Consider the following 21800-nt stretch of genomic DNA (forward strand, 5'->3'; position numbering starts at 1 on the left):
TTTGCCCAGATGGAAGAAGAGAAAGCTTGGGGCAGCAAGCGCATCACTCAACAAGAACTCGAAGGCTACCTGTGGGGAGCAGCCGTGCTGCTGCGCGGTCTCATCGACGCGGGTGACTACAAGCAGTTCATCTTCCCGCTGCTGTTTTACAAGCGGGTCTCGGATGTCTGGGACGAGGAATACCAGGCAGCGCTGGCCAACTCGGGCGGTGACCTCTCTTACGCGCAGTTCGCGGAGAACCACCGCTTCCAGATTCCCGAGGGCGCGCACTGGAACGATATACGCCAGACCCCGAAGAACGTCGGTGCCGCCATCCAGAAGGCCATGCGCGCCATCGAGACCGCCAACCCCGATCTGCTCGACGGTATCTTCGGCGATGCCCCCTGGACCAACCGCGAGCGTCTGCCCGACGAAACGCTGAAAAACCTCATCGAGCACTTCTCGACGCAGACGCTCTCGGTGGCCAACGTCCCCGAGGACGAGTTGGGCAACGCCTACGAGTACCTGATCAAGAAGTTCGCCGACGACTCCGGCCACACGGCGGCCGAGTTCTATACCAACCGCACCGTCGTGCACTTGATGACGCAACTCCTGGCACCGCAGGCGGGTGAGTCGATCTACGATCCTACCTGTGGCACCGGCGGCATGCTGATCTCGGCCTTGGACGAAGTGAAGCGCTCGGGCGGCGAGTACCGCACGCTCAAGCTCTACGGGCAAGAGCGCAATCTCATCACCTCATCCATTGCCCGCATGAACCTGTTCCTGCATGGCGTGGAGGACTTCGAGATCATTCGGGGTGACACCCTGGCCGAACCCAAACACATCGAAGGCGATCGCCTGCGCCAGTTCGACGTGATCCTGGCCAACCCGCCGTACTCCATCAAGCAGTGGAATCGCGAGGCCTGGAGCAGTGACAAGTGGGGCCGCAACTCCCTGGGTACGCCGCCGCAGGGCCGCGCCGATTACGCCTTCCAGCAGCACATCCTGACCAGCCTCACCGCCAAGGGGCGCTGCGCCGTGCTCTGGCCCCACGGCGTGCTGTTCCGTAACGAAGAACAGTCCATGCGCGCCAAGATGGTCGAGCAGGACTGGGTCGAGGCCGTCATCGGCTTGGGCCCCAACCTGTTCTACAACTCCCCGATGGAGTCGTGCATCGTCATCTGCAACCGCAAGAAGGCCGCCGCTCGCAAGGGCAAGGTGATCTTCATCGACGCGGTGAACGAGGTGACCCGCGAGCGCGCGCAGAGCTTTCTCAAGCCCGAGCACCAGCAGCGCATCCTGAGCACTTACAAGACCTTTACCGATGTGCCCGATTTCGCCAAGGTTGCCACCCTGGCCGAAATCGGTATCAATGCGGGAAACCTCTCGATCCCGCTGTATGTGAAGCGCATTGCTGCCGCCATCGCCACCGACAGCAATGGTGACGCAGTATCGCTGCGCTCGGCCTGGGACCAATGGCAAACCGATGGCCGCGCGTTCTGGCAACAGATGGATGCGCTGGTCGAAACGCTCGATGGCCTCGTCGCTCAGGAGGCAGCCGATGCGTAGCGCTACCGATCTACTGGATGAACTCAATGCGGTGGACGAGTCCGCCCGCATCGAAGCCAAGCGTGCCAGCGACATGGGTAAGTCGGTGATGGAAACGGTCATCGCCTTTGCCAACGAGCCCGGTCTGGATGGCGGCTACCTGCTACTGGGCGTGGACTGGGCGATCAACGACAAGGGCGATACCGTGTACCGGCCGGTGGGGTTGCCCGATCCGGACAAGATGCAGCGTGATCTCGCCAGCCAGTGTGCCAGCATGCTCAACGTCGCTCTGCGGCCAGAGATGCAGTTGGAGCAGGTGGGTGGCAAGACGCTGCTGGTGGTTTATGTGCCCGAGGCTGACGTCACTCACAAACCCGTCTACAAAAAAGCCACGGGCCTACCAGGCGGCGCTTACCGCCGCATCGGCTCAAGCGACCAGCGCTGCGTCGATGAAGACCTCTGGGTGTTGCGCGGTGAAAGCCAGCCCTTGCATGGCCCTGATTCAAGCATTCTTTCTGATGCCCGCGCCGACGACTTTGACCCGACCGCGATTGCCGCGTATCGGCGTGAGCGTGCCCGCATCAACCCCCAGGCCGAAGAGCTGGACTATGGCGACGAAGACATGCTCGAAGCGCTGGGGGCACTAAGGCGTGTGGATGGTGCTTTGCAACCCACATTGGCTGGCATCGTTTTGTTCGGTAAACCGCTAGCTTTGCGCAGATTGCTGCCCATGGTGCGTATTGACTACATACGTGTACCGGGCAACGAATGGGTCGAAGATCCAGAAAATCGCTTCCAATCCATCGACATCCGCAAGCCCCTGATACTGGCATTGCCGCTCGCCGAAGCCAGCATTATTGATGAGCTACCTAAAGGCTTTCGCCTGCCAGAGGGCCAGCTACAGAGCGTGCAAGAGCCCATTCTGCCGCGCAAGGTGATCCGCGAAGCCTTGGCCAATGCCGCCATGCACCGCAACTACACCCTACACAGCCCGACGCAGATCATTCGCTACAGCAACCGCATCGAAATTCGTAACGTCGGCTACTCCCTCAAGGAGCCAGCGCAGCTGGGCTTGCCAGGTTCACGTCTGCGCAACCCAGCCATTGCAGCGGTGCTGCATGATCTGCATCTGGCCGAAGCCAAGGGTACGGGGATTCGTGCCATGCGTCGCCTGGCTGCGGATGCAGGCTTGCCGCTGCCAGAGTTCCACTCAGACCGGCAGGCCAATGAATTTAAGCTCACCCTGTTTCTGCACAACCTGCTCACCGAAGAAGACCACACCTGGCTGCGCAATTATGCGGGCAGCACATTGGGCCCCGACGAAGCCAAGGTGCTGATCTATGTGCGGGCAACCGGCGCGGTGGATAACACCGCCTGCCGCGACTTCTGTGGCTCGGATACCCTGGCCGCCAGCATGGTACTGCGCCGGCTGCGCGACCGGGGCCTGCTTGAGAAGCAGGGTGCAGGCAGTCGCACCTATTACACCCTGGCCGGTAATGAGCCTCGTCCGACTCTGGAGAGCGCACAGTCAGAGCTGCCGTTGGATGTCCCCGCAGACACCCCTCCTGTTGGCCAGCCTCAGCCTGCAGAGGCGGTAGCGGGCCAGCAAGCATGCAACCCTCAGCTTGCAACCTTGCCGTCTGAGCTTGCAACCTTACTTGCAACCTTGCAGGGCCGGATCAGCAGCGAAGCCTTGCGTAACGGTATCCGACGCCTTTGTCAGTGGGCGCCCCAGAGCGGTGATCAACTTGCAACCTTGCTGGGAAAAGACCGCGACTACCTGCGCAACAAACACCTAATACCCATGGTGCGTGACGGCCAATTACGTTTCCGCTACCCGGAAAGCGCCAAACACCCACACCAGGCGTATGTCGCCCCAGAGGGCGAGGACAAGAGCAATGATTGAAAGGGATTTGAAGCCCGGCTGGCGTCGAGTGAAGTTTGGCGATGTGGTCCGACTGTCCAAAGCGCGTAGCAAAGACCCAATGGCCGATGGCATTGAACGCTACGTGGGCCTGGAGCATCTCGAACCCGGTGATTTGCGCATCCGCCGTTGGGGCAACGTCGCTGACGGCGTGACCTTCACCAGCGTGTTTCAACCGGGGCAAGTGCTGTTCGGCAAGCGACGCGCTTATCAGCGCAAGGTGGCTGTGGCGGATTTCTCCGGGGTGTGTTCCGGGGACATCTACGTACTGGAGACCAAGGACGCACAGGTTTTGCTGCCGGAGCTGCTGCCATTCATTTGCCAGACCGACGCCTTCTTCGATCACGCTGTAGGCACGTCGGCTGGTTCTTTGAGCCCCCGCACGAACTGGACGAGTTTGGCGGACTTTGAGTTCATGCTCCCGCCGATGGATGAGCAGCATCGGCTCGTCAAACTTCTCACCTCCATTGAAGGCTGCTTGGCTTCGCTTTCGGAAGCTGACCTAGCGACAACAGCACTAGAAAACTCACGAATTGAAGACGCGCTTGCTTCAGTACCGGCTGATCGTGTCATCACGGTCGACAAACTCGTTCCACTCGGACCAAAGAACGGTCTATCCCCGAAAGCAAATGCTGACGAACGTGGATATCCAACCCTCAGCATCGGCGCCGTGCGGGATGGACGTATTGTTGCCGAAGGCAATACGAAGTACGCCGAGATATCCGATGCTGAAGCTGCTGCGTTTGAACTGAAGGCAAACGATGTACTTGTTGTTCGTGGAAATGGCAACAAGCTACTCACCGGCAGATGCGGCCTTGTCGATGTCGTGCCAAAGGGGTGTTTCTATCCAGATCTGCTGATTCGACTCAAGTTTGACGAGAAGATCATCAGGCCGGAGTTTGCGGTATTGCAGTGGAACAGCCAGAGCACTCATAACCGGCTGATCTCGCGCGCCAAATCCACAAACGGAATCTGGAAAATCAACGGTGCTGACATTCGCCAACACGCACTCAAAGTGCCGGAAGTAGAAGAACAGGATGATCTGCTGGCAGAGATGAGAGCAATTCGATCAGCTCGGAAGAACATTGCTACTCGCATGACGGCTGCACAGAACCTGAAAATGCATGCGCTTAGGTCGATTGAGAATGGGGGCGGAAATGGCATTTAACGAATCAAATACCGTCGAAGCCTACGTCCGCGATCTTCTCGCCGGTCCCATCAAGGCTGTCCCGGCCAACACAGCCCAGGAACCTCAAGCCAGCTACGGTCCCAGCCCCAAAGGCATCGGCTGGCGTTACGCCGCCCCGGCTGAGGTGCCGCGCCAGATTCAGGAAGTGCTGGTCGAGCCCTGGCTGCGTGAGGCGCTGATTCGGCTGAACCCGGAGATTGCCGCTCAGCCCGACCGCGCCGACGAGGTGCTCTACAAGCTGCGCGCCATCGTGCTGTCGGTGCGCTCGGATGGCCTGATCTGCGCCAACGAGGAAATGACCGCCTGGATGCGTGGCGAGCGCTCGATGCCCTTCGGCCCCAACAACGAGCATGTGTCGGTGCGGCTGATCGACCTGGATGATCTGGCGCAGAACCAGTACATCGTCACCCAGCAGTTCATCTACCGCGCAGGCCCCACCGAGCGCCGCGCCGATCTGGTGTTGTTGGTCAACGGGCTGCCGCTGGTGCTGATCGAGGCCAAGACGCCGGTCAAGAAATGCATCAGTTGGGTCGATGGCGCGGTGCAGGTGCACGACGACTACGAGAAGTTCGTTCCTGAGCTCTTCGTCTGCAACGTGTTCTCGGTGGCCACCGAGGGCAAGGCGTACCGCTATGGCTCCATCGGGCTACCAGTCAAGGACTGGGGCCCTTGGCATCTGGATGGTGATGGCGAGGATGGTCAGCACCACCCGCTGAAGTCGCTCAAGCTGTCCGCTGAAAGCATGCTGCGCCCGCATGTGGTGCTGGACATTCTCGGCAGCTTCACCCTGTTCGCCACCAACAAGAAAAAGCAGCGCATCAAGATCATTTGCCGCTACCAGCAGTTTGAAGCAGCCAACAAGATCGTCGAGCGCGTGCTGGCGGGCTACCCCAGGAAGGGCTTGATCTGGCATTTCCAGGGCTCGGGAAAATCACTGCTGATGGTCTTCGCTGCGCAAAAGCTGCGCATGCATGCCGGCCTGAAGAACCCCACTGTGCTGATCGTGGTGGATCGCATCGATCTCGACAGCCAGATCACTGGCACATTCACCGGGGCGGACATCCCCAATCTGGAAAAGGCGGACAGCCGCGAGAAGCTGCAGCAGCTGCTGGCGCAAGACGTGCGCAAGATCATCATCACCACGATCTTCAAGTTCGGCGAGGCCACCGGCAGCCTGAACGACCGCAGCAACATCATTGCCCTAGTAGACGAGGCTCACCGCACACAGGAAGGCGACCTGGGCCGCAAGATGCGTGAGGCCCTGCCCAACGCGTTTCTGTTCGGCCTGACCGGTACGCCGATCAACCGTGCCGACCGCAACACCTTCTACGCCTTTGGTGCAGACGAGGACGAGAAAGGCTACATGAGCCGCTACGGCTTCGAGGAGTCGATCCGCGACGGTGCCACACTGAAACTGCACTTTGAACCGCGCTTGATCGATCTGCACATCGACAAGGCAGCGCTGGACGCCGCCTACAAAGACCTGACCGGCGGCCTCTCGGATCTCGACAAGGACAACCTCGCTAAAACCGCCGCCAAGATGGCCGTGCTGGTGAAGACGCCTGAGCGCATCCGCAAGGTGTGCGAAGACATCGTCGAGCACTTTCAGGCCAAGGTGGAGCCCAATGGCTTCAAGGGCCAGATCGTAACGTTCGATCGCGAGTCCTGCCTGCTGTTCAAGGCCGAGCTGGACAAGCTGCTGCCGCCCGAGGCTACAGACATCGTGATGTCGGTGCAGGCGGCGGACAAAAAAGAACACCCTGAGTACGCGCCTTACGACCGAAGCCGCGATGAAGAAGAGCGACTGCTCGATCGCTTCCGCGACCCGGCCGACCCGCTGAAGCTGATCATCGTCACCGCTAAGCTGCTGACCGGCTTCGACGCGCCCATCCTGCAGGCCATGTACCTGGACAAGCCGCTGCGCGACCACACGCTGCTCCAGGCCATCTGCCGGGTGAACCGTACCTACTCCGAGCAGAAGACCCACGGCCTGATCGTGGACTACCTCGGCATCTTCGATGACGTCGCGGCGGCGCTGGAATTCGACGACCAGAGCGTCAAGCAGGTGGTCAGCAACATCCAGGAGTTGAAGGACAAGCTGCCCGAAGCCATGCAGAAGTGCCTGGCCTTCTTCTCTGGCTGCGATCGCAGTTTGCAAGGCTACGAGGGCCTGATCGCCGCGCAGCAGTGTCTGCCCAATAACGAGGTGCGAGACAACTTTGCTGCCGAGTACAGCGTGCTCAACAAGATCTGGGAGGCGCTGTCACCGGACACCGTTCTGGGCCCCTTCGAGAAGGACTACAAGTGGTTGTCGCAGGTGTACCAGTCGGTACAGCCCTCTAGTGGCCACGGCAAGTTGATCTGGCATTCGCTGGGCGCCAAGACCATCGAGCTGATCCACCAGAACGTGCATGTCGACGCGGTGCGGGATGACCTCGACACCTTGGTGCTGGACGCTGATCTGCTGGAAGCGGTGCTGTCGAACCCAGACCCGAAGAAGGCCAAGGAGATTGAGATCAAGCTCAAGCGCCGGCTGCGCGGGCATGGCGGCAACCCCAAGTTCAAGAAGCTGTCGGAGCGGCTCGATGCGCTGAAGGACCGCTTCGAATCCGGGCAGATCAACAGCGTCGAGTTTCTGAAGCAGTTGCTGGAGATCGCCAAGGAGACGCTGCAGGCCGAGAAGGACGTGCCGTCCGAAGAGGACGAGGATCGCGGTAAGGCGGCTCTCACCGAGTTGTTCAACGAGGTCAAGACTTCTGAGACGCCCATCATGGTCGAACGCGTGGTCACGGATATCGACGAGATAGTGCGACTGGTCCGCTTCCCGGGCTGGCAAGGTACGCAGGCCGGCGAGCGTGAAGTCAAGAAGGCCCTGCGCAAAGCCCTCTTCAAATACAAGCTGCATGCGGATGAAGAGCTGTTCGAGAAGGCCTACAGCTACATCCGGCAGTATTACTGAGGGAATGAACATGAGCGTCAACGCAAGCCCATCCTGGCCTTACCCCGGCGCACGCTGGTGGAAGTTCGACTTCCATACCCACACCCCAGCTTCCAAGGATACCGGGGCATGGCAGGTAGCCATCGGCACGCCGAATGAGTTAACGCCGCAGACATGGCTGCTCAAATACATGGCCGCCGAAATCGACTGCGTGGCCGTCACCGACCACAACACGGGCGAGTGGATCGACAGGCTCAAGGCGGCCTATGCGGAAATGAAGCGCGAGGCCGACGCGGGCACGCCGCCGGGCGGCTTCCGTGAGTTGCACCTGTTCCCCGGTGTGGAAATCTCGGTGCAGGGCGGCTTTCATCTGCTGGCGATCTTTGACCCGTCCGCCACCAGTCAGACCATCAGCGACCTGCTAGCGCAGGTGGATTACCAAGGCACGCGTGGCGACAGCGATGGCGTTACCCGTCTCGGTGCCGCCCAGGTGGTGGAGCGCATTCTGGCGGCGGGCGGCCTGGCCATTCCGGCACACGTCGAAGGCGACAAGGGGCTGCTACAGGTCGAACCTGGTACGCGTAAATGCATGATGGATGCCAATACGGTTAAGGCGATCTTGCAGGAGCCCGGCATCCTGGCGCTGGAGTGGGCCGCCTCCAACAGCCCTGTGCCCATGGTGCTGGAGGAGCTGAAACTGCGCTTTGCCAGCGTGGTGGGCAGCGATTGCCACAGCTTCCAAGGTACGGCTGTTCCGGGTTCGCGCTACACCTGGATCAAGATGGCGCGGCCTAGCTTGGAAGGCTTGCGTCTTGCCTTGCTGGATGGGCAGGAAGTCTCTGTTCGGCGCAGCGATGAGAGCGACGGCTTTGCGCCGTTCAATACGCCCGAGCATTTCATTGAGTCGATTGAAATCCGCGACGCTCGCTACATGGGGCGCGGCAGGCAGCCTGCCGAGTTGCCGCTCAATCCGTACTTCAATGCCTTGATAGGTGGCCGTGGCACAGGTAAATCGACCACCGTGCATGCCCTGCGTCTGGCTTATCGCCGTGAGAAGGAGCTGTCACTCAGCTCGGAAGCCGGGCAGACCTTCAAGCGTTTCAATCAGGTTGCCAGGGGCCGCAATGACGAAGGCGGACTACGGGCGGAAACCAGCCTCTGCGTGCAAGTGCAGCGCGATGGCATGCCCTATCGCCTGATCTGGCGGCAGGATGGCCAGGGCCATGCGGTGGAGGAATGGAACGCCGCTACGGGCAGTTTCAAGCCTTCGGCCAGTCAGGCCGTCACCGAGCAACGCTTTCCGGTGCGTCTGTTCAGCCAGGGGCAGATCGCCGCGCTGGCCGGTGACAGCCAGCAGGCGCTGCTCAAGGTGATTGACGATGCGGCGGGCACGCAATCGCAGCAAGCCGCTTTCGAGGAAGCCAAGCGTGCCTTCCTGGCCGCACGGGCGCAAATGCGCGAGCTGGATGGCAAGCTGCAAGGGCGTGAAGCGTTGACGCTGGCCCTGCAAGATATTCAGCGCAAGCTGGCCCGCTTCGAGGGCGCCGATCATGCCGCCCTGCTGAAAAACTATCAGCGCACCAACCGGCAAAGCCGCGAGCTGGAACGCCAGTTCGACGCCTCCGCCGAACTGGCAACCCGCTTGAAAGCGCTTGCCGACGATCTGTTGGCGGAAGACTTGCCGGAAGGCTTGTTCGATACCGCCGAAGACGGACCAGCACTGAGCATTGTCCAGGCGCTGCACGCCGCCATCGCCAAGGCGCAGCAGGACGTCGAGCGCGCGGCAAACGTGCTGCAGGAGCGTGGGCAAGTCCTGAGAGGTGAACTGGAGGCTTCGCCCTGGTTTGCGCGGATCGACGCGGCCAAGACGGCTTACGAGCAGCTCAAGGCCGACTTGCAGCAACAAGGCGTCAGCGACCCCAGCGAGTACGGTCGTCTGGTGCAAGAAAAGCAGCGCCAGGAAATCGAGCTGAAGAAGCTGGAAGCCTTGCAGAAGCAGCACACTGAGTTGCGCGAGAAGGCCAAGTCGTTGCTGGAACAGGTGCAATCCGCCCGCCGCGCCATCAGCGCCCAACGGAGCGCATTTCTGCAGGCAACGCTGCAAGGCAATCCCTTTGTGCGCATCGAGCTGATCCCGTACAGCCGGGACGCGCAGGGCATCGAGCGCTCCTTGCGGGAGGTGCTTGGTGCTGTCGACGAGCGCTTCAAGGCCGACATATATCAGGAACCGCAGGAAGAGGGCTTGGCGCGAGGGGTAGTTGCCGATCTGATGCTGCTCAGTGAGCTGTCTTTAAACACGTTGCCGAGTTCCCAAGACATCGAAGCATACGAGAACTCCATTGAGACGCTGAAGAAGCGGCTCGTTGAAGCAGCCGTAGGAAAGGACGAATTTGGCGCACGATTTAACAGTTTCCTGAAAGCGGAAGCCGACAAGCGCCCGGAATTCATCGATCACATTCTGTGCTGGTTCCCCGAAGACGGTTTGCAGGTGGAGTACAGCCGCAAAGGTGACGGGCGGGACTTTCAGTCCATCGGCCAGGCGTCCGCCGGGCAGCGCGCGGCGGCCATGCTGGCCTTCCTGCTGGCGCACGGCAACGAGCCACTGGTGCTCGACCAGCCAGAAGATGACCTGGATAACCACCTGATCTACGGACTGGTCGTGCAGCAGATCCGCAGCAACAAACTGCGCCGTCAGCTCATCATCGTGACCCACAACCCCAACATCGTGGTCAATGGCGATGCGGAGTTGATCCACGTACTGGACTTCAACCACCAGTGCCACGTGAAGCAAACCGGCTCTTTGCAGGATCAGGCTATGCGCCGCGAAGTCTGCCAAGTGATGGAAGGCGGCGAAGAAGCGTTCGAACGACGTTACCAACGCCTGGGAAGAGAGGTTTGACATGTTCGACAACATCGCCGACTTGATCGACAAGATTCGCCTGGGAGAGGACTCCTATCTGGAGTTGAAGGAAGTCCGCTTTGCTGGCCAAAAGGTGTCAGCACCCCATAAAGATTCGCTGGCCGATGAGCTGGCCGCTTTCGCCAACAGCCGGGGTGGTGTGTGCGTGCTCGGCGTGGACGACACCCGTGAAGTGCTCGGTATCCCGCTGGAGCGCTTGGACCTGGTGGAGGATTTCGTCCGGCAGATTTGCCTGGACAGCATCACCCCGCCGCTCGCGCCGGTGATCGAGCGTCTGAGCCTGCCCAGCACGTCAGGCGAGCCCTTGCCAGTATTGAAAGTCGATATCGCAAGCAGCCTGTTCGTGCATAAAAGCCCCGGCGGCTATTTGCACCGCGTGGGCAGCGCCAAGCGTGAAATGGCTCCGGACTATCTGGCGCGGCTGTTCCAGCAACGCAGCCAGGCGCGCATCATCCGCTTCGACGAGCAGCCGGTGCCTGGCGCCACGCTCGATGACCTTGCAGATGACCTCTGGCAACGTTTTGCCAGTCCTCGCGTGCAAGATACGCGTGCGGTGCTGCTGGATAAACTGGCCATGGCGCGCCCCGATACCGACGGCGCACTTCGGCCAACCATCGCCGGCGTGCTGATGGCCAGCGCAGATCCCCGCCGCTGGCTGCCAAATGCCTTCATTCAGGCGGTGGCCTACCGTGGCACCGAGGTGCTGCCGCAAGGCGACACGGCCTATCAGCTCGACGCCCAGGACATCACCGGGCCGCTGGATGCCCAGGTGCTGGCGGCTTGCCACTTCGTCCGCAAGAACATGCAGGTCTATGCCACCAAGGATGAGGGCAGGCACGATCTGCCGCAGTACGACATGACCGCCGTCTTCGAGGCCCTGGTCAATGCCGTTGCACACCGGGATTACTCGATCCATGGCGCCAAAATCCGCCTGCGGATGTTTGCGGACCGGCTGGAGCTGTATTCGCCAGGCGCCATCCCCAACACCATGACGGTGGAGAGCCTTCCCTACCGCCAGGCCGCGCGAAACGAAGCCATCACCAGCCTGCTGGCCAAATGTTCCGTGCCCGAGGCGGACAAAGCGATCACAGGCCGCAGCGCCATGATGGACAAGCGTGGTGAAGGGGTTCAGATCATTCTGGATCAAAGTGAACGGCTGTCCGGCAAGCGGCCGGTTTACAGGCTAGTGGATGACTCCGAGCTGTTGTTGATCATCCCTGCTGCCGAGCCTCCCGCAGCAGTTGAGTGAGATTGAGAGGATAAGGAAGCACCATGGCCAAGGCTGAAGCCAGCGTTGAAGAACTGGTCTCGATGATCGAGCGCGGTGAGCTGCGCTTGCCGGAAATGCAGCGGCAGTATGTCTGGCGCTCCACGCGCGTGCGCGACTTGCTCGACTCTCTGTATCGGGGCTATCCCTCGGGGGCGATTCTGCTGTGGGAAACCGATGAGGCCGTGCCCCTGCAAAGCTTTGCCGTCAGCCAAAGCAATAACCCTTATCAGAGCACCCGCCTGTTGCTCGATGGACAACAGCGTCTGACCTCGTTGTCTGCCGTCATTCGTGGCGAGCCGGTGTCGGTGCGCGGTCGCCGTCGGCCCATCGATTTGCTCTTTAATCTGGAGCATCCCGACCAACTGGCCGTCGTGACCGAAGTGGATGAGAACGGCGATGACGCCGAGGTCGATGAGGAAGGCGAACTGGGCGGCGACGAGGCCGACGCCAGCGAGGACGAACTGCTGACGCGCTTCAACAAAATGACCTTCGTGGTGGCGACCCGGAAGCTGGAGCAGTTGCCGCAGTGGGTGAAGGTATCCGAAGTCTTCAAGACCGACAGCGATGCGCCTTTCCTCAAACGTGCGGGCATCAGTGGCTTTGATGATCCGCGTTACGAGAAATACAGCCAGCGCCTAGCCCGGCTACGTGGCATTCGCAAGTACGTGTATCGCATGGACGTGCTGGAGCGAACACTGTCCTACGACGAGGTCACGGAAATCTTCGTGCGGGTCAACTCGCTGGGTGCCAAGCTGCGCAGCTCCGATCTGGCTCTGGCGCAGATCACGGCCAAATGGCGGCACTCGCTGCAGACCTTCCTGGACTTCCAGAATGCTTGCGCCCAGAACGGTTTCGAGCTGGATCTGGGTTTGCACCTGAAGAATTTGATGGCCTTTGCCACCGGGCAATCCCGTTTTCTGACCGTCGGCAGCCTGACCCTGGACGTACTGCAGCAAGCGTGGAAAGAAGCCTGCGAGGGGATGGAATTTGCCCTCAATTTCGCACGCAGCAATCTGGGTATCGACAGCCCTGCCTTGCTGTCATCGCCCTTCTTACTGGTGGTACTGGCCTACTTTGGACACCGCCGCGACTATGCCCTCAGCACGGAAGAGGCGCAGCAGTTGCGCTACTGGGCCTTGGCCGCCAATGCCAAAGGCCGTTTCTCGCGGGGTTCCAGCGAGACCATTCTGGATCAGGATTTGGCGACCATCCGCAATGGCGGCGGCGTCAATGAACTGATCGACCGGCTGCGTCTGCAGTTCGGCCGTCTTGACATCACGCCGGAAGAGCTGGAGGGGCGCAACCAGCGCAGTGCGCTGTTCAAGACCATGTTCCTGGCATTTCGTGCGGCAGGCGCCAAGGATTGGCGCAGCCACCTTGCCATTGCTCTGGACCACTCGGGCAGTCAGCACCGCTTGCAGTTTCATCACATTTTCCCCAAGGCATTGCTGCGCGGCAGCTACACCCCTCGCGAGGCCGACGACATCGCCAACCTGGCTTTCATCGGCGGCAAAACCAATCGTGCGATCAGCGACAAAGCGCCTGTGACCTACCTGTTGCCGCTGGTGGCGCAGCACGGTGAAACACCATTCGCATCACAGTGCATCCCGGTGGAGGAGGAACTGCTGGCACTGGATCACTACAAGGCGTTCTTGCAAGAGCGCCGCAAACGCATCGCGGCGGCACTGAATGCTTTCATCCATGCGACCGCTTGAGCTGTCAGTGCCACCGTGTTGCCACACTATGACCCACATGTCGCCACAATGCTGCCGCCATGTTCAACACAATGTTGCCACGCTGTTCACCACATTGACGCCACTTTGTGCACACAGTGTTGCCACCATGCCTGACACATTCCGGGTGGGACGCAGGCCGAGAGTCGCTTGTCCCCGGCGCGATGAGCACATTCTTTGTGCTGGCTCGCGAGAGCACAAAGAATGTGGCCGCTGGGCTCGATTTCGCCAGAAATCGGGCGCGGCGGCGTGGGGACAACGAATGGTCGATGCGTCCAGCCTGCACCTTATGAAACCCCGCTGCGGCCATGCGCCGGGTTGCCGCCCTGTGCGGCTGGCGGGGGAGAGCATGCCGCACAGGGCATGCCTGCTCGGTGGTGGGAGACTGAACTGACATGGCCAACCCTCGCTCGCTGGTCTACGCGCTTTACACCCATTGGGACACCGTGGAGCTTTTGGTGCGGCTGTCGCGCGAGTTTGCCGTGCTGACCAGCGATCAGGTGTTGAACGGCATTGCCAAGGTATCCGGGCAACGGGATGCCGAAACGCAGGGCGCGGTGCTACGTGCCTTGGTCAATGCGGACATCCTGCAAACCTTGCCGCGCAGCAGCGATCTGCAGCTCAATGCCTATGTGCTGGAGTTCGTGCGCGGCCTCACCCGTGAACATGAGCTGGGCCTGGCTGCCGTACTGCAGGCGCGTGTTGCGGCCATCCGTGAAGCCACCGAAGCACTCAATGAAGGGATGCTCGGGGCCGACATGGATCGCGTGCGCGGAGCCGCCAACAAGCTGGCAGAACTCTTCCGCCAGATCAGCCTGCAGCTCGATCAGGACCGGCACGCGCTCTTTGAACTGGCGGAAAACGCCAAAAGCGCCGACAGCAGCATGCCGATCAGCCAGCGCTACCGCGAGGTGCTGGAAGCCTACGATCATTATGTGGAGCCGATGAACCAGATGATGGACAGCGGCTCGCAGGGCACCTTCTATCGCTATCTGGAAGAAGCGGAGCGTGCGCTCGACTTGAGCCTGGAGCAATTGTCGGTACAGGGTGCGCTCTACTCGCATCGCCTGCAGTTGCGTCAGGTAGCGCACCAGGCCAAGGAGCTGCGGCGCTTTGGCCGGCTGGTTGCGCAACAGTGCGCCGATACACTGCTGCCCTTGCGCGAAGAGCTGCGTCAGCACAACGCCCTGACCAGTGCCATCAGCTTGCTGTTGGGGCAGGTGCGCAAACGCGGCCTGCGTCGCGCACTATCGCGCCCGGCGGATGAGACCGCACTCCCCGTCTGGCGCAATGAGCGTGGTTTCAAATTGCAATTGGGCGATGAGGTGCGGGCAGTCATGGCAGCCGCGCGCCAATACCAGCCGCAGGCGGTGGCCTTTCCGCAGGATGAACCCGGCGATGACGCTCCGTTGCTGGAGCAGGTGGACGAGACTGCCATTCGCGCGCATCTGGCCCGCAGCCTGCCGGTGGAAAATCTGCTCGATTGGCTGCACCGCCATTACGCCCATCTGCAGGATGCCACCCTGCTGCGCCTGTTTCATGACCTGCAACATGAGCCCGGCTGGCAGTTCGAGGCCGCCAGCCAGCCTGAAAAAACCACGCTGCAGACGATTCGCGTCCTGCATCACCCTCACCGCGTGAGTATCCCGCAATGACGATCCCACACGCTCTGGCAGCCGCCCTGTCGCAAATGCCGGCATTGGCCGAGCTGTTCCGCCTGTTTCTCTCCGGCAAACACCTGAATCGAATGGCCGAGCCCGCGCTGTGGGCGGAGCTGGAACAGCACGAGGCCAGCTATGTCGGCTTGTTTGCCGCGCTGGGGTTCGAGCTGCGCCTGGATGCCAGGGGCTTTGCCTGGTTTCACAACAGTGACGCCAACAGCAACATCGGCAAGATCAGCCGCCAGCTGGCCTTGCTGTTCATGGTGATCTTCGATGCCCAGGCCAACGCCGGCAAGGCCCTGCAGCGCTTTACCGATTGGCTGATCGACAGCGCCTGGCTGGTCGAGGTCTACAAGCAACAGCAAGACCTGCTGGATGCCGAGGGCCTCAACCCCGACGCCCTGGTGGAGCTGCTGGGCCGCGCCTGCAACCTGGGCTTTGCCATGGCAGAGCCAGCGGGCTGGCGACTGCTGCCCGCTGTATGCCGTTACCTCGATCATTTCGAGAGCCTGGCGTTGACGGCCAAGACCGATGGCGACGAGCCGAGCGTGCCAACGGAGGATGACTGGGCTGCGGATGCACCAGACGACGAGGAGAACACCTGATGCAGTACGGCTTCCAACGTCTGGTCCTGCTGGGGAGTGCCGGCTACTCGCGCGCCGAGCTGCCGCTCGATGGTGCGGTCTCTCTGGTGGCGCCCAACAATACCGGCAAAACCAGCCTGATCAATGCCCTGCAGTTCCTGCTGATCATCGACCGCCGCAGTATGGATTTTGGGGCGCACGATGTGGACAAGAGCCGGCGCTTCTATTTCCCCAACAACAGCGCCTATGTGCTGCTGGAGGTGTCGCTGCCGGAGTCCGGCACCGTAGTGCTGGGCTGCGTGGGCAAAGGGGTAAGCTTCGAGTACGAGTATTTCGCCTCTGCCGGGCCGCTGAAGGTCGAGGAGTTCTGCCTGCCGGACGGCACCCTGGTACCCCAACCGCAACTGGCCAGCCATCTGGCGAGCTTTGGGCGCCGGGTGTTCAGCTACAGCAGCAGCGAATTCAAAGACATGGTGTACGGCGGACGCAGCCGCAAGTTTGCCAGCGAGCAGGATTTCTGCGTTTTCCGGCTGGAGCACGCCAGCGATGCCAGCGTTTTTCAGCGGGTGCTGACCCGCACGCTGCGCCTGGACAAACTGCGCTCCAGCGAGGTAAAGGACTATCTGCTGCAGATTTTCCGGCGCGATCTGCCGGATGCCAGCATCGACTTCAAGGCGGAATGGGACAAGGCGTTTGCCGACCTCAACGCCGAGCGCAGCCAGTACCTGGCCGCCGTGCGGCTGCAAGCCACCCTGGGCGAACTGGAACAGAAGCAGGAGGCCCGCCTGGTCTTGCGCGGCAAATTGCTGTGCTGGCGCCCCTTGATCGACACGGCACTGGGTCAGTGGCAACAGCATTACGAGGCCCGCCAGCAAACCTTGCAGCATGAGTTGGCGCAGTGCGATACCGAGCTGCAGCGCCTGCGCGAACAGGATATGCAGTCGGCTGGCGAGAAGAAAGAGTGCGAGTTGGAACAACAGCAGCTCCGCCAGCAAGGCGAACAGTTGCGCGCGTTGCAGCAGCGTTTTGCCTTGATCCCCGACCGCGCCCTGCTGGAGGCGCGCCGCCGCGAGCTGCAGGAACAACGGGATGCGTTGGTGGTACGGATCGGCCAGGCACAGAGCCGCACGCCAGCGGCTATCGAGCGCGAGCTGGCGCGGCTCGAACGGGAGTCAGCGCAGCTGGCGCAGGAGTTGCGCACCCAGGGGCAAAACCTCTATCAGCAACTGGCCGGTTTCGTATCTTCGGAACAACTCAACGCGCTGAACAAGGTGCTGGCCAAGCCGGTACTGACCCTGGGCAGCGAGGATTTCCGCCTTGATGGCAAGGCCCTGCTTGCGGCCTTGGCCGATGCGAATGCCGGGCAATTCAATTTGCCTGGCCTCCAACTGCGGCTGGAAGCCCTTCCGGCACAGTATCAGCAACGGACCCTGGCGGAACTGAGCGAATTGCAGCAGGAGTTGCAGCAACAGCAGGCTCAGCTGCAAGAACAACTGGCCACCGCCCTGGCTCTGGAAAACGTCAAACAGCAACGCCAATCGCTGGAGCAGCAACTGGCCGAACTGGATGCCGAGTTGCGGGACTACGCGCACATGCAGGACTTGCGTCAAAGCGAGGCCGAGCGCGAGGAGCGCCTGCAGACACTGGCGAAAAAGCTTGCCGAACTCGGCGCCAGTCTGGCGCAGTCGGCCGAACGGCATCGCGCATTGGATCAGCAGCGCCAACAGCGGCAACAGGATTTGGCGGCCTTGCAGCAGCAACACCGGCAGATCGAGCAACGCCGTCATCAGCGCATCGACCACGAAGGCCCCTTCACCTGGCTGGCCGATCTGCCGCACAGCCCCTGGTTGGCCCAGCCAGAGTTCGCGCTGGAGCAACTGGCCGAGCGACTGCAGACCTATCAGGTCGACTGCCGCCAGTTGCTGGAGCTGGATGAGCAGATCCGCCATCTGCTGGGTGAAATCCATAGCGGTGGATTGACCAAGTATCAGTTTGTCGGCGAACCGGAAAGCGAGATTGTTCGTCTCGTTGAATTCGCCCATCACCTGCCGCAGGAAGCCGAAGCCCTGGAAAAGAAAGTACGCTCGGCTGTGGTGAATGTGGCCGCCTGCCTGCGCGAACTGCGCGACGGCCTGTTTGCTTTCAAGCGCCGGATGCGCGAGTTCAACCGCAAGATCAGCGGCCGGCAACTTTCCGATCTGGCAGTGTTCAAGATCGAACCCGAAGACGAAACCATTCTGGTCGAAGCCATCGAACTGCTGATCAGTACCGCCGCCACTGTGGACAGCGGCGAAACCTTCGAGCTGTTCAACCAGCAGAGCGTCCTTGACGACGAGCAGCTCAATCGCGCCAAGACCCTGCTGATCGAAGAGGGCAATGCCCGCCACGGCCTGCGCGTGGCCGACCTGTTTCGCCTGCGCTTCTGGGTCGGCAAGGCAGACCGCGAGCCGGAAGCCTTCGATGACCTCGACAGTGCCGCCTCCAATGGCACCGTGCTGATGGCCAAACTGGTGACGGGGCTGGCGATGCTGCATCTGATGCAGGATCAGCGTCGCCCCATCCAGGGCATCTGCTACCTAGACGAGGCACTGGCCCTGGACGCCCGCAATCAGCGCAGCCTGATCGACACGGCGGCGGAGTTCGGCTTCTCGCTGATTTTTGCCTCACCCGCGCCGCTGACCACCGTGCGCTATTGCGTGCCCATTCATCATCGCCACGGCAGTAACCAGATCAGCCGGTTCAGCTGGCAGATCATCGAACCCGTGGACGCCTGATCATGGATCGCACCCTGCGCGCGGCTTTGCTCAAGTTGAATAGCCAAGCCGAATTGCCCGCCAGCCAGTTCACCGCTGCCCAACGCAGCGCCTTGGATCGTTTTACCCGGCAGACCGGCGCGGTGATCTGTCAGCGTCAGGGGCGCGGGGATGTTTACCGTGTCAGCGACCCGCAGATTTTTGCGATCCATCTGAGCGACCTCTGCCCCCAGGTCGAGATGCTGGCCACCGATAATGTGCCGCTGCGGGCGCAGCGCATCGCTTACGCGCGAGACAGCAAAGCTGGCAGTCATCAGCATGATTGCTATTACCCCTTGCTCAAGGCCGTCGGCGACAAGGTACTTTGGCGGCAAGGGGAACACGGGGCAGAACTCTCACTCAGCCAAGTGACGCGCGACTTCGGGGCGGCCTGTCTGCGCATCGAGACCGGTGACGCCTGGCAAACCGAACAGCCGCTCTGGCTGGTGGAGAACCAAGCACTGTTTGACCGCACAGATTGGCTGCCGGGCGGAACCCAGGGGACTCTGTTGTACTACGGTGGACAGCTTGATGGCCGACTCGTCGGCTGGTTAGCGCAGCACCCGCGTGCCAGCCGTGTCGTACTGTTCCCAGATTATGACGGTGTGGGACTGGCAAACTTCGCGCGACTTTACACACAGCTTGGCGACGCCTGCGAATGCTGGCTGATGCCCGACTGGCAAGGCAAGCTGGCACGTTATGGCAGCCAGCGGCTATGGCAGGGTACGGTTTGGGATACGTTTCGGGAGTTCACCAGTGCTGTTCCGCAGTTACCTGATTATCTGGGCCCGTTAACCGAACAAATGCGCCAATCCGGACGGGCGCTCGAACAAGAAGCGGTCTGGCTATCTGTTCTGTAGATGCCCTTTGAGTAAGCTCGCAATGTCACCTGGGGCCAGGCCAGCCTCTAGGGACCGCCTCAGCGCCAGCTCCAGTTGTTGCCAGCCCTGCGCTGAAGAGACATTACTGCCTAATGTTTCGGTCAGACGGAACATCAGCCCTTCCAGCAGCTCTTCGTCACCCACGTCCGCTGCGGTCTGCTCCGCTAGTGCCAAGAGGACGTTGCGCGCAGATGCCAACGAGTCGATTGGCACCCCGGCCAATGCCGTAGGCGTAGTGATGACACGATCCACCCTGGCGACTGTCGCCAGATCAAGGGCCTGATCGACGCCCGGCTCGATCTTCATGCGGATCAGCACATCGCCAGCCAACAGAAAGCGCGTCTTGATAAGCCCCGGCTGCTCATCCTGAAACAACCACACCGGCTGGTTGTTGGTCTGCAACAGGCTTAGTACGAGCCTGCTGTCATCCAGTGCCCCGCGATCCTGCCACTGGTGCAACACGTCGGTACGCAGGCGGCCGCCTTCCACACCGAGGTGGTGCAGCAGGCCGATCAAACGTTTGGCGGAGATCACCTGTTCCTTGCCACGCAGCCAGACCGAGAGGTTGGCAGTACGGATGCCGGTGGCTTCGGCGATCCGCCCCAGCGTTTCCCCGCGCAGTCGTATCAAGGCGGCGGCAAAGCCTGGCAATTGTTCGTTGGCAATGCTTGGCATGTCGGGCTCTGTGAATTCACTGTAAATCACTATAAGACTTATTGACCGACAAGACGAGCGTGCGGAGTTTGGTGATTCGCGCAAACCACTGTTATAGTAATTTATAGTTAGGCTATTTGAGAGGCCATCATGCGTAAGCCAAAGCAAGCCCGTCCGTTGCGCCTGCGGGAATACGAAGCAGCCATTGCTGCACTCAAGGCGCAGCATCCCTGGCTTGCCCGGCAGATCGTCGAACCCGCGCCAGGGCATCTGGCCGTGGTGGCACATCTGTTTGCTCAGCTGGAATACCTGCTGCCGCCCACAGTGCTCGCACGCAAGGGCTCACTGTCAGTGAGCTGCAACCGGGATCGCCTGGCCATCCATTACCAGCCGCCGCGACGCCACAGCGAACGTGCAGCGGCCGTGCTCGATTTGATTGCCCAGACCAAGCATCTTTCGCAGCAACAATGCCCGGTTTGCGGTGCGCAGGTTGTCGGGGATGGCATCCGTCCGCAACGCTGTCCGCAACACGACGGCATCCAAGGATTGTTTGCCGAAGAAGTGCGCCGCAGCCGCCAGCTCATCGTCGAACAAGGTGTGCAGCAGGTGGTGCGCGACTTGGGCAAGGTAACGAGCGAGGATGCACGTGCCGCCGTGGCAGCTGAAAATGAGCCGGTCTTGAGTGAAGCCGAACCGGAGCAGGTTCAGGAACAGTCGACAGAAGCGGCCAAATCAGAGCCAGCGCCGAGCATCGTCTTTCTCGATGAAGCCGGGCTGGAGGCGTTCGTGGATCGCCACCGACCAAAAGGCGACGACAAGTTCAAGCGCGCACAGGCGATGGCAGAGCGGATCAAGCGGGCGGGCCATGGTAGCCGCCAACTGGGCCTGCTACCCCCGGACTGGAAAGCCCTGCTGGATGAGTTCGCGCAGGCTTTCCCAAACTTCCATGAACTGGCCGAGCTGCTGCGTGATCACTTCGCCTTGTCCAGTCTGGGCGATGGCCGCGTGTCCTGGCCTGCCGTGTTGCTGGTCGGCCCGGCGGGCATTGGTAAAACCGAGGCGGCACGCTGGCTGGCCGATCAGCTCGTGCTGCCGTTTCGGGTCTTCGATATGGCGAGCACGCAATCGAGTTCGCCGCTCGCAGGTTCCGAATCGTTCTGGAGCAATTCCGAGCCAGGCCAGCTTTTCGAGCTGCTGGCCTACCAGCCGCTGGCCAACCCGGTGGTGGTGCTCGATGAGCTGGATAAGGCCAGCAACGGGCGACCGCAATACGATCCGCTGGCGGCGCTCTATACCTTGCTGGAACCGCGCAGTGCGCGGAATTTCATCGACCTGTCGATCCGTGATTTCTCCATCGACGCCAGTCATGTCAATTGGATGGCGACCGCGAATGAGCTGGAAGCGATTCCAGGGCCGCTGCGCTCACGGCTGACAGTGCTGCACATTCAACCGCCCAAGCCGGAGCAGGTCAGAAGCATTGCGCAGTCGATCTACAACCGGCTCCGCGACGAGTCCAGCTGGGGCACAGCTTTTGCCGAGCGACTGGGTGATGATGTCCTGTCCCGTCTGCAAGCCTTGCCGCCGCGCAGTGTGCGCCTGATTCTGCAGCGGGCCTTGGGCTCGGCAGCTCGTGATGGCCGGGGTGTTGTCCAAGTGCAAGACATCAGGCCGCCGGTCGAGATCAACCGCCGTGGCGTTGGCTTTGTCAGCGAGGGCTGGAATTGAGG

At 61.2% G+C, this 21800-nt stretch carries 13 protein-coding genes; 12 read left to right on the forward strand and 1 reads right to left on the reverse strand.

From position 1 onward, the window contains the following. Positions 1 to 9: 9 nt before the first annotated feature. The 11 genes from F753_RS46815 (at position 10) to F753_RS46865 (ending at position 19398) form a co-directional block, all read left to right on the forward strand. Positions 10 to 1548 carry a type I restriction-modification system subunit M gene (locus tag F753_RS46815; RefSeq protein ID WP_031298407.1) on the forward strand — a complete coding sequence of 513 codons (1539 nt, stop codon included), beginning with the start codon at positions 10 to 12 and terminating at the stop codon, positions 1546 to 1548. Beyond that, positions 1541 to 3433 carry an ATP-binding protein gene (locus F753_RS46820; protein WP_023446977.1) on the forward strand — a complete coding sequence of 631 codons (1893 nt, stop codon included), beginning with the start codon at positions 1541 to 1543 and terminating at the stop codon, positions 3431 to 3433. The genes F753_RS46815 and F753_RS46820 overlap by 8 nt, the downstream gene beginning before the upstream one ends. Beyond that, positions 3426 to 4619 carry a restriction endonuclease subunit S gene (locus F753_RS46825; protein WP_023446978.1) on the forward strand — a complete coding sequence of 398 codons (1194 nt, stop codon included), beginning with the start codon at positions 3426 to 3428 and terminating at the stop codon, positions 4617 to 4619. The genes F753_RS46820 and F753_RS46825 overlap by 8 nt, the downstream gene beginning before the upstream one ends. Beyond that, positions 4609 to 7599 carry a type I restriction endonuclease subunit R gene (locus tag F753_RS46830; RefSeq protein WP_023446979.1) on the forward strand — a complete coding sequence of 997 codons (2991 nt, stop codon included), beginning with the start codon at positions 4609 to 4611 and terminating at the stop codon, positions 7597 to 7599. The genes F753_RS46825 and F753_RS46830 overlap by 11 nt, the downstream gene beginning before the upstream one ends. A 10-nt stretch (positions 7600 to 7609) precedes the next feature. Continuing rightward, positions 7610 to 10477 carry a TrlF family AAA-like ATPase gene (locus F753_RS46835; RefSeq protein ID WP_011806701.1) on the forward strand — a complete coding sequence of 956 codons (2868 nt, stop codon included), beginning with the start codon at positions 7610 to 7612 and terminating at the stop codon, positions 10475 to 10477. 1 nt (position 10478) lies between these two features. Next, on the forward strand, positions 10479 to 11747 hold the full coding sequence (locus tag F753_RS46840; protein ID WP_011806700.1) for an ATP-binding protein: 1269 nt from the start codon (positions 10479 to 10481) through the stop codon (positions 11745 to 11747). Positions 11748 to 11770: 23 nt separating this feature from the next. Next, positions 11771 to 13483, forward strand: coding sequence for a GmrSD restriction endonuclease domain-containing protein (locus F753_RS46845; protein ID WP_011806699.1), 1713 nt, complete (start codon positions 11771 to 11773; stop codon positions 13481 to 13483). A gap of 413 nt (positions 13484 to 13896) precedes the next feature. Then, positions 13897 to 15156: a hypothetical protein gene (locus F753_RS46850; protein ID WP_011806698.1), complete on the forward strand. Its 1260-nt coding sequence runs from the start codon at positions 13897 to 13899 to the stop codon at positions 15154 to 15156. Further along, complete coding sequence (locus tag F753_RS46855; protein ID WP_023446980.1) at positions 15153 to 15767, forward strand: condensin complex protein MksE; 615 nt, start codon at positions 15153 to 15155, stop codon at positions 15765 to 15767. Before F753_RS46850 ends, F753_RS46855 begins: the two co-directional genes overlap by 4 nt. Beyond that, positions 15767 to 18520, forward strand: coding sequence for a hypothetical protein (locus F753_RS46860; protein ID WP_023446981.1), 2754 nt, complete (start codon positions 15767 to 15769; stop codon positions 18518 to 18520). The genes F753_RS46855 and F753_RS46860 overlap by 1 nt, the downstream gene beginning before the upstream one ends. A gap of 2 nt (positions 18521 to 18522) precedes the next feature. Then, a complete protein-coding gene (locus F753_RS46865) occupies positions 18523 to 19398 on the forward strand; it encodes a hypothetical protein (protein ID WP_023446982.1) in 876 nt (291 codons plus the stop codon). Here F753_RS46865 and F753_RS46870 read toward each other — a convergent pair. Further along, positions 19384 to 20094, reverse strand: a complete 711-nt coding sequence (locus F753_RS46870) for a Rossmann-fold NAD(P)-binding domain-containing protein (protein ID WP_023446983.1) — start codon at positions 20092 to 20094, stop codon at positions 19384 to 19386. The two genes, F753_RS46865 and F753_RS46870, sit on opposite strands and share 15 nt — an antisense overlap. 129 nt (positions 20095 to 20223) lie before the next feature. Here F753_RS46870 and F753_RS46875 point away from each other — a divergent pair, with 129 nt between their 5' ends. Then, a complete protein-coding gene (locus F753_RS46875; RefSeq protein ID WP_023446984.1) occupies positions 20224 to 21798 on the forward strand; it encodes an AAA family ATPase in 1575 nt (524 codons plus the stop codon). Positions 21799 to 21800: the final 2 nt, after the last annotated feature.

This window comes from Stutzerimonas chloritidismutans AW-1 (assembly GCF_000495915.1).
Lineage (GTDB): Bacteria > Pseudomonadota > Gammaproteobacteria > Pseudomonadales > Pseudomonadaceae > Stutzerimonas > Stutzerimonas chloritidismutans.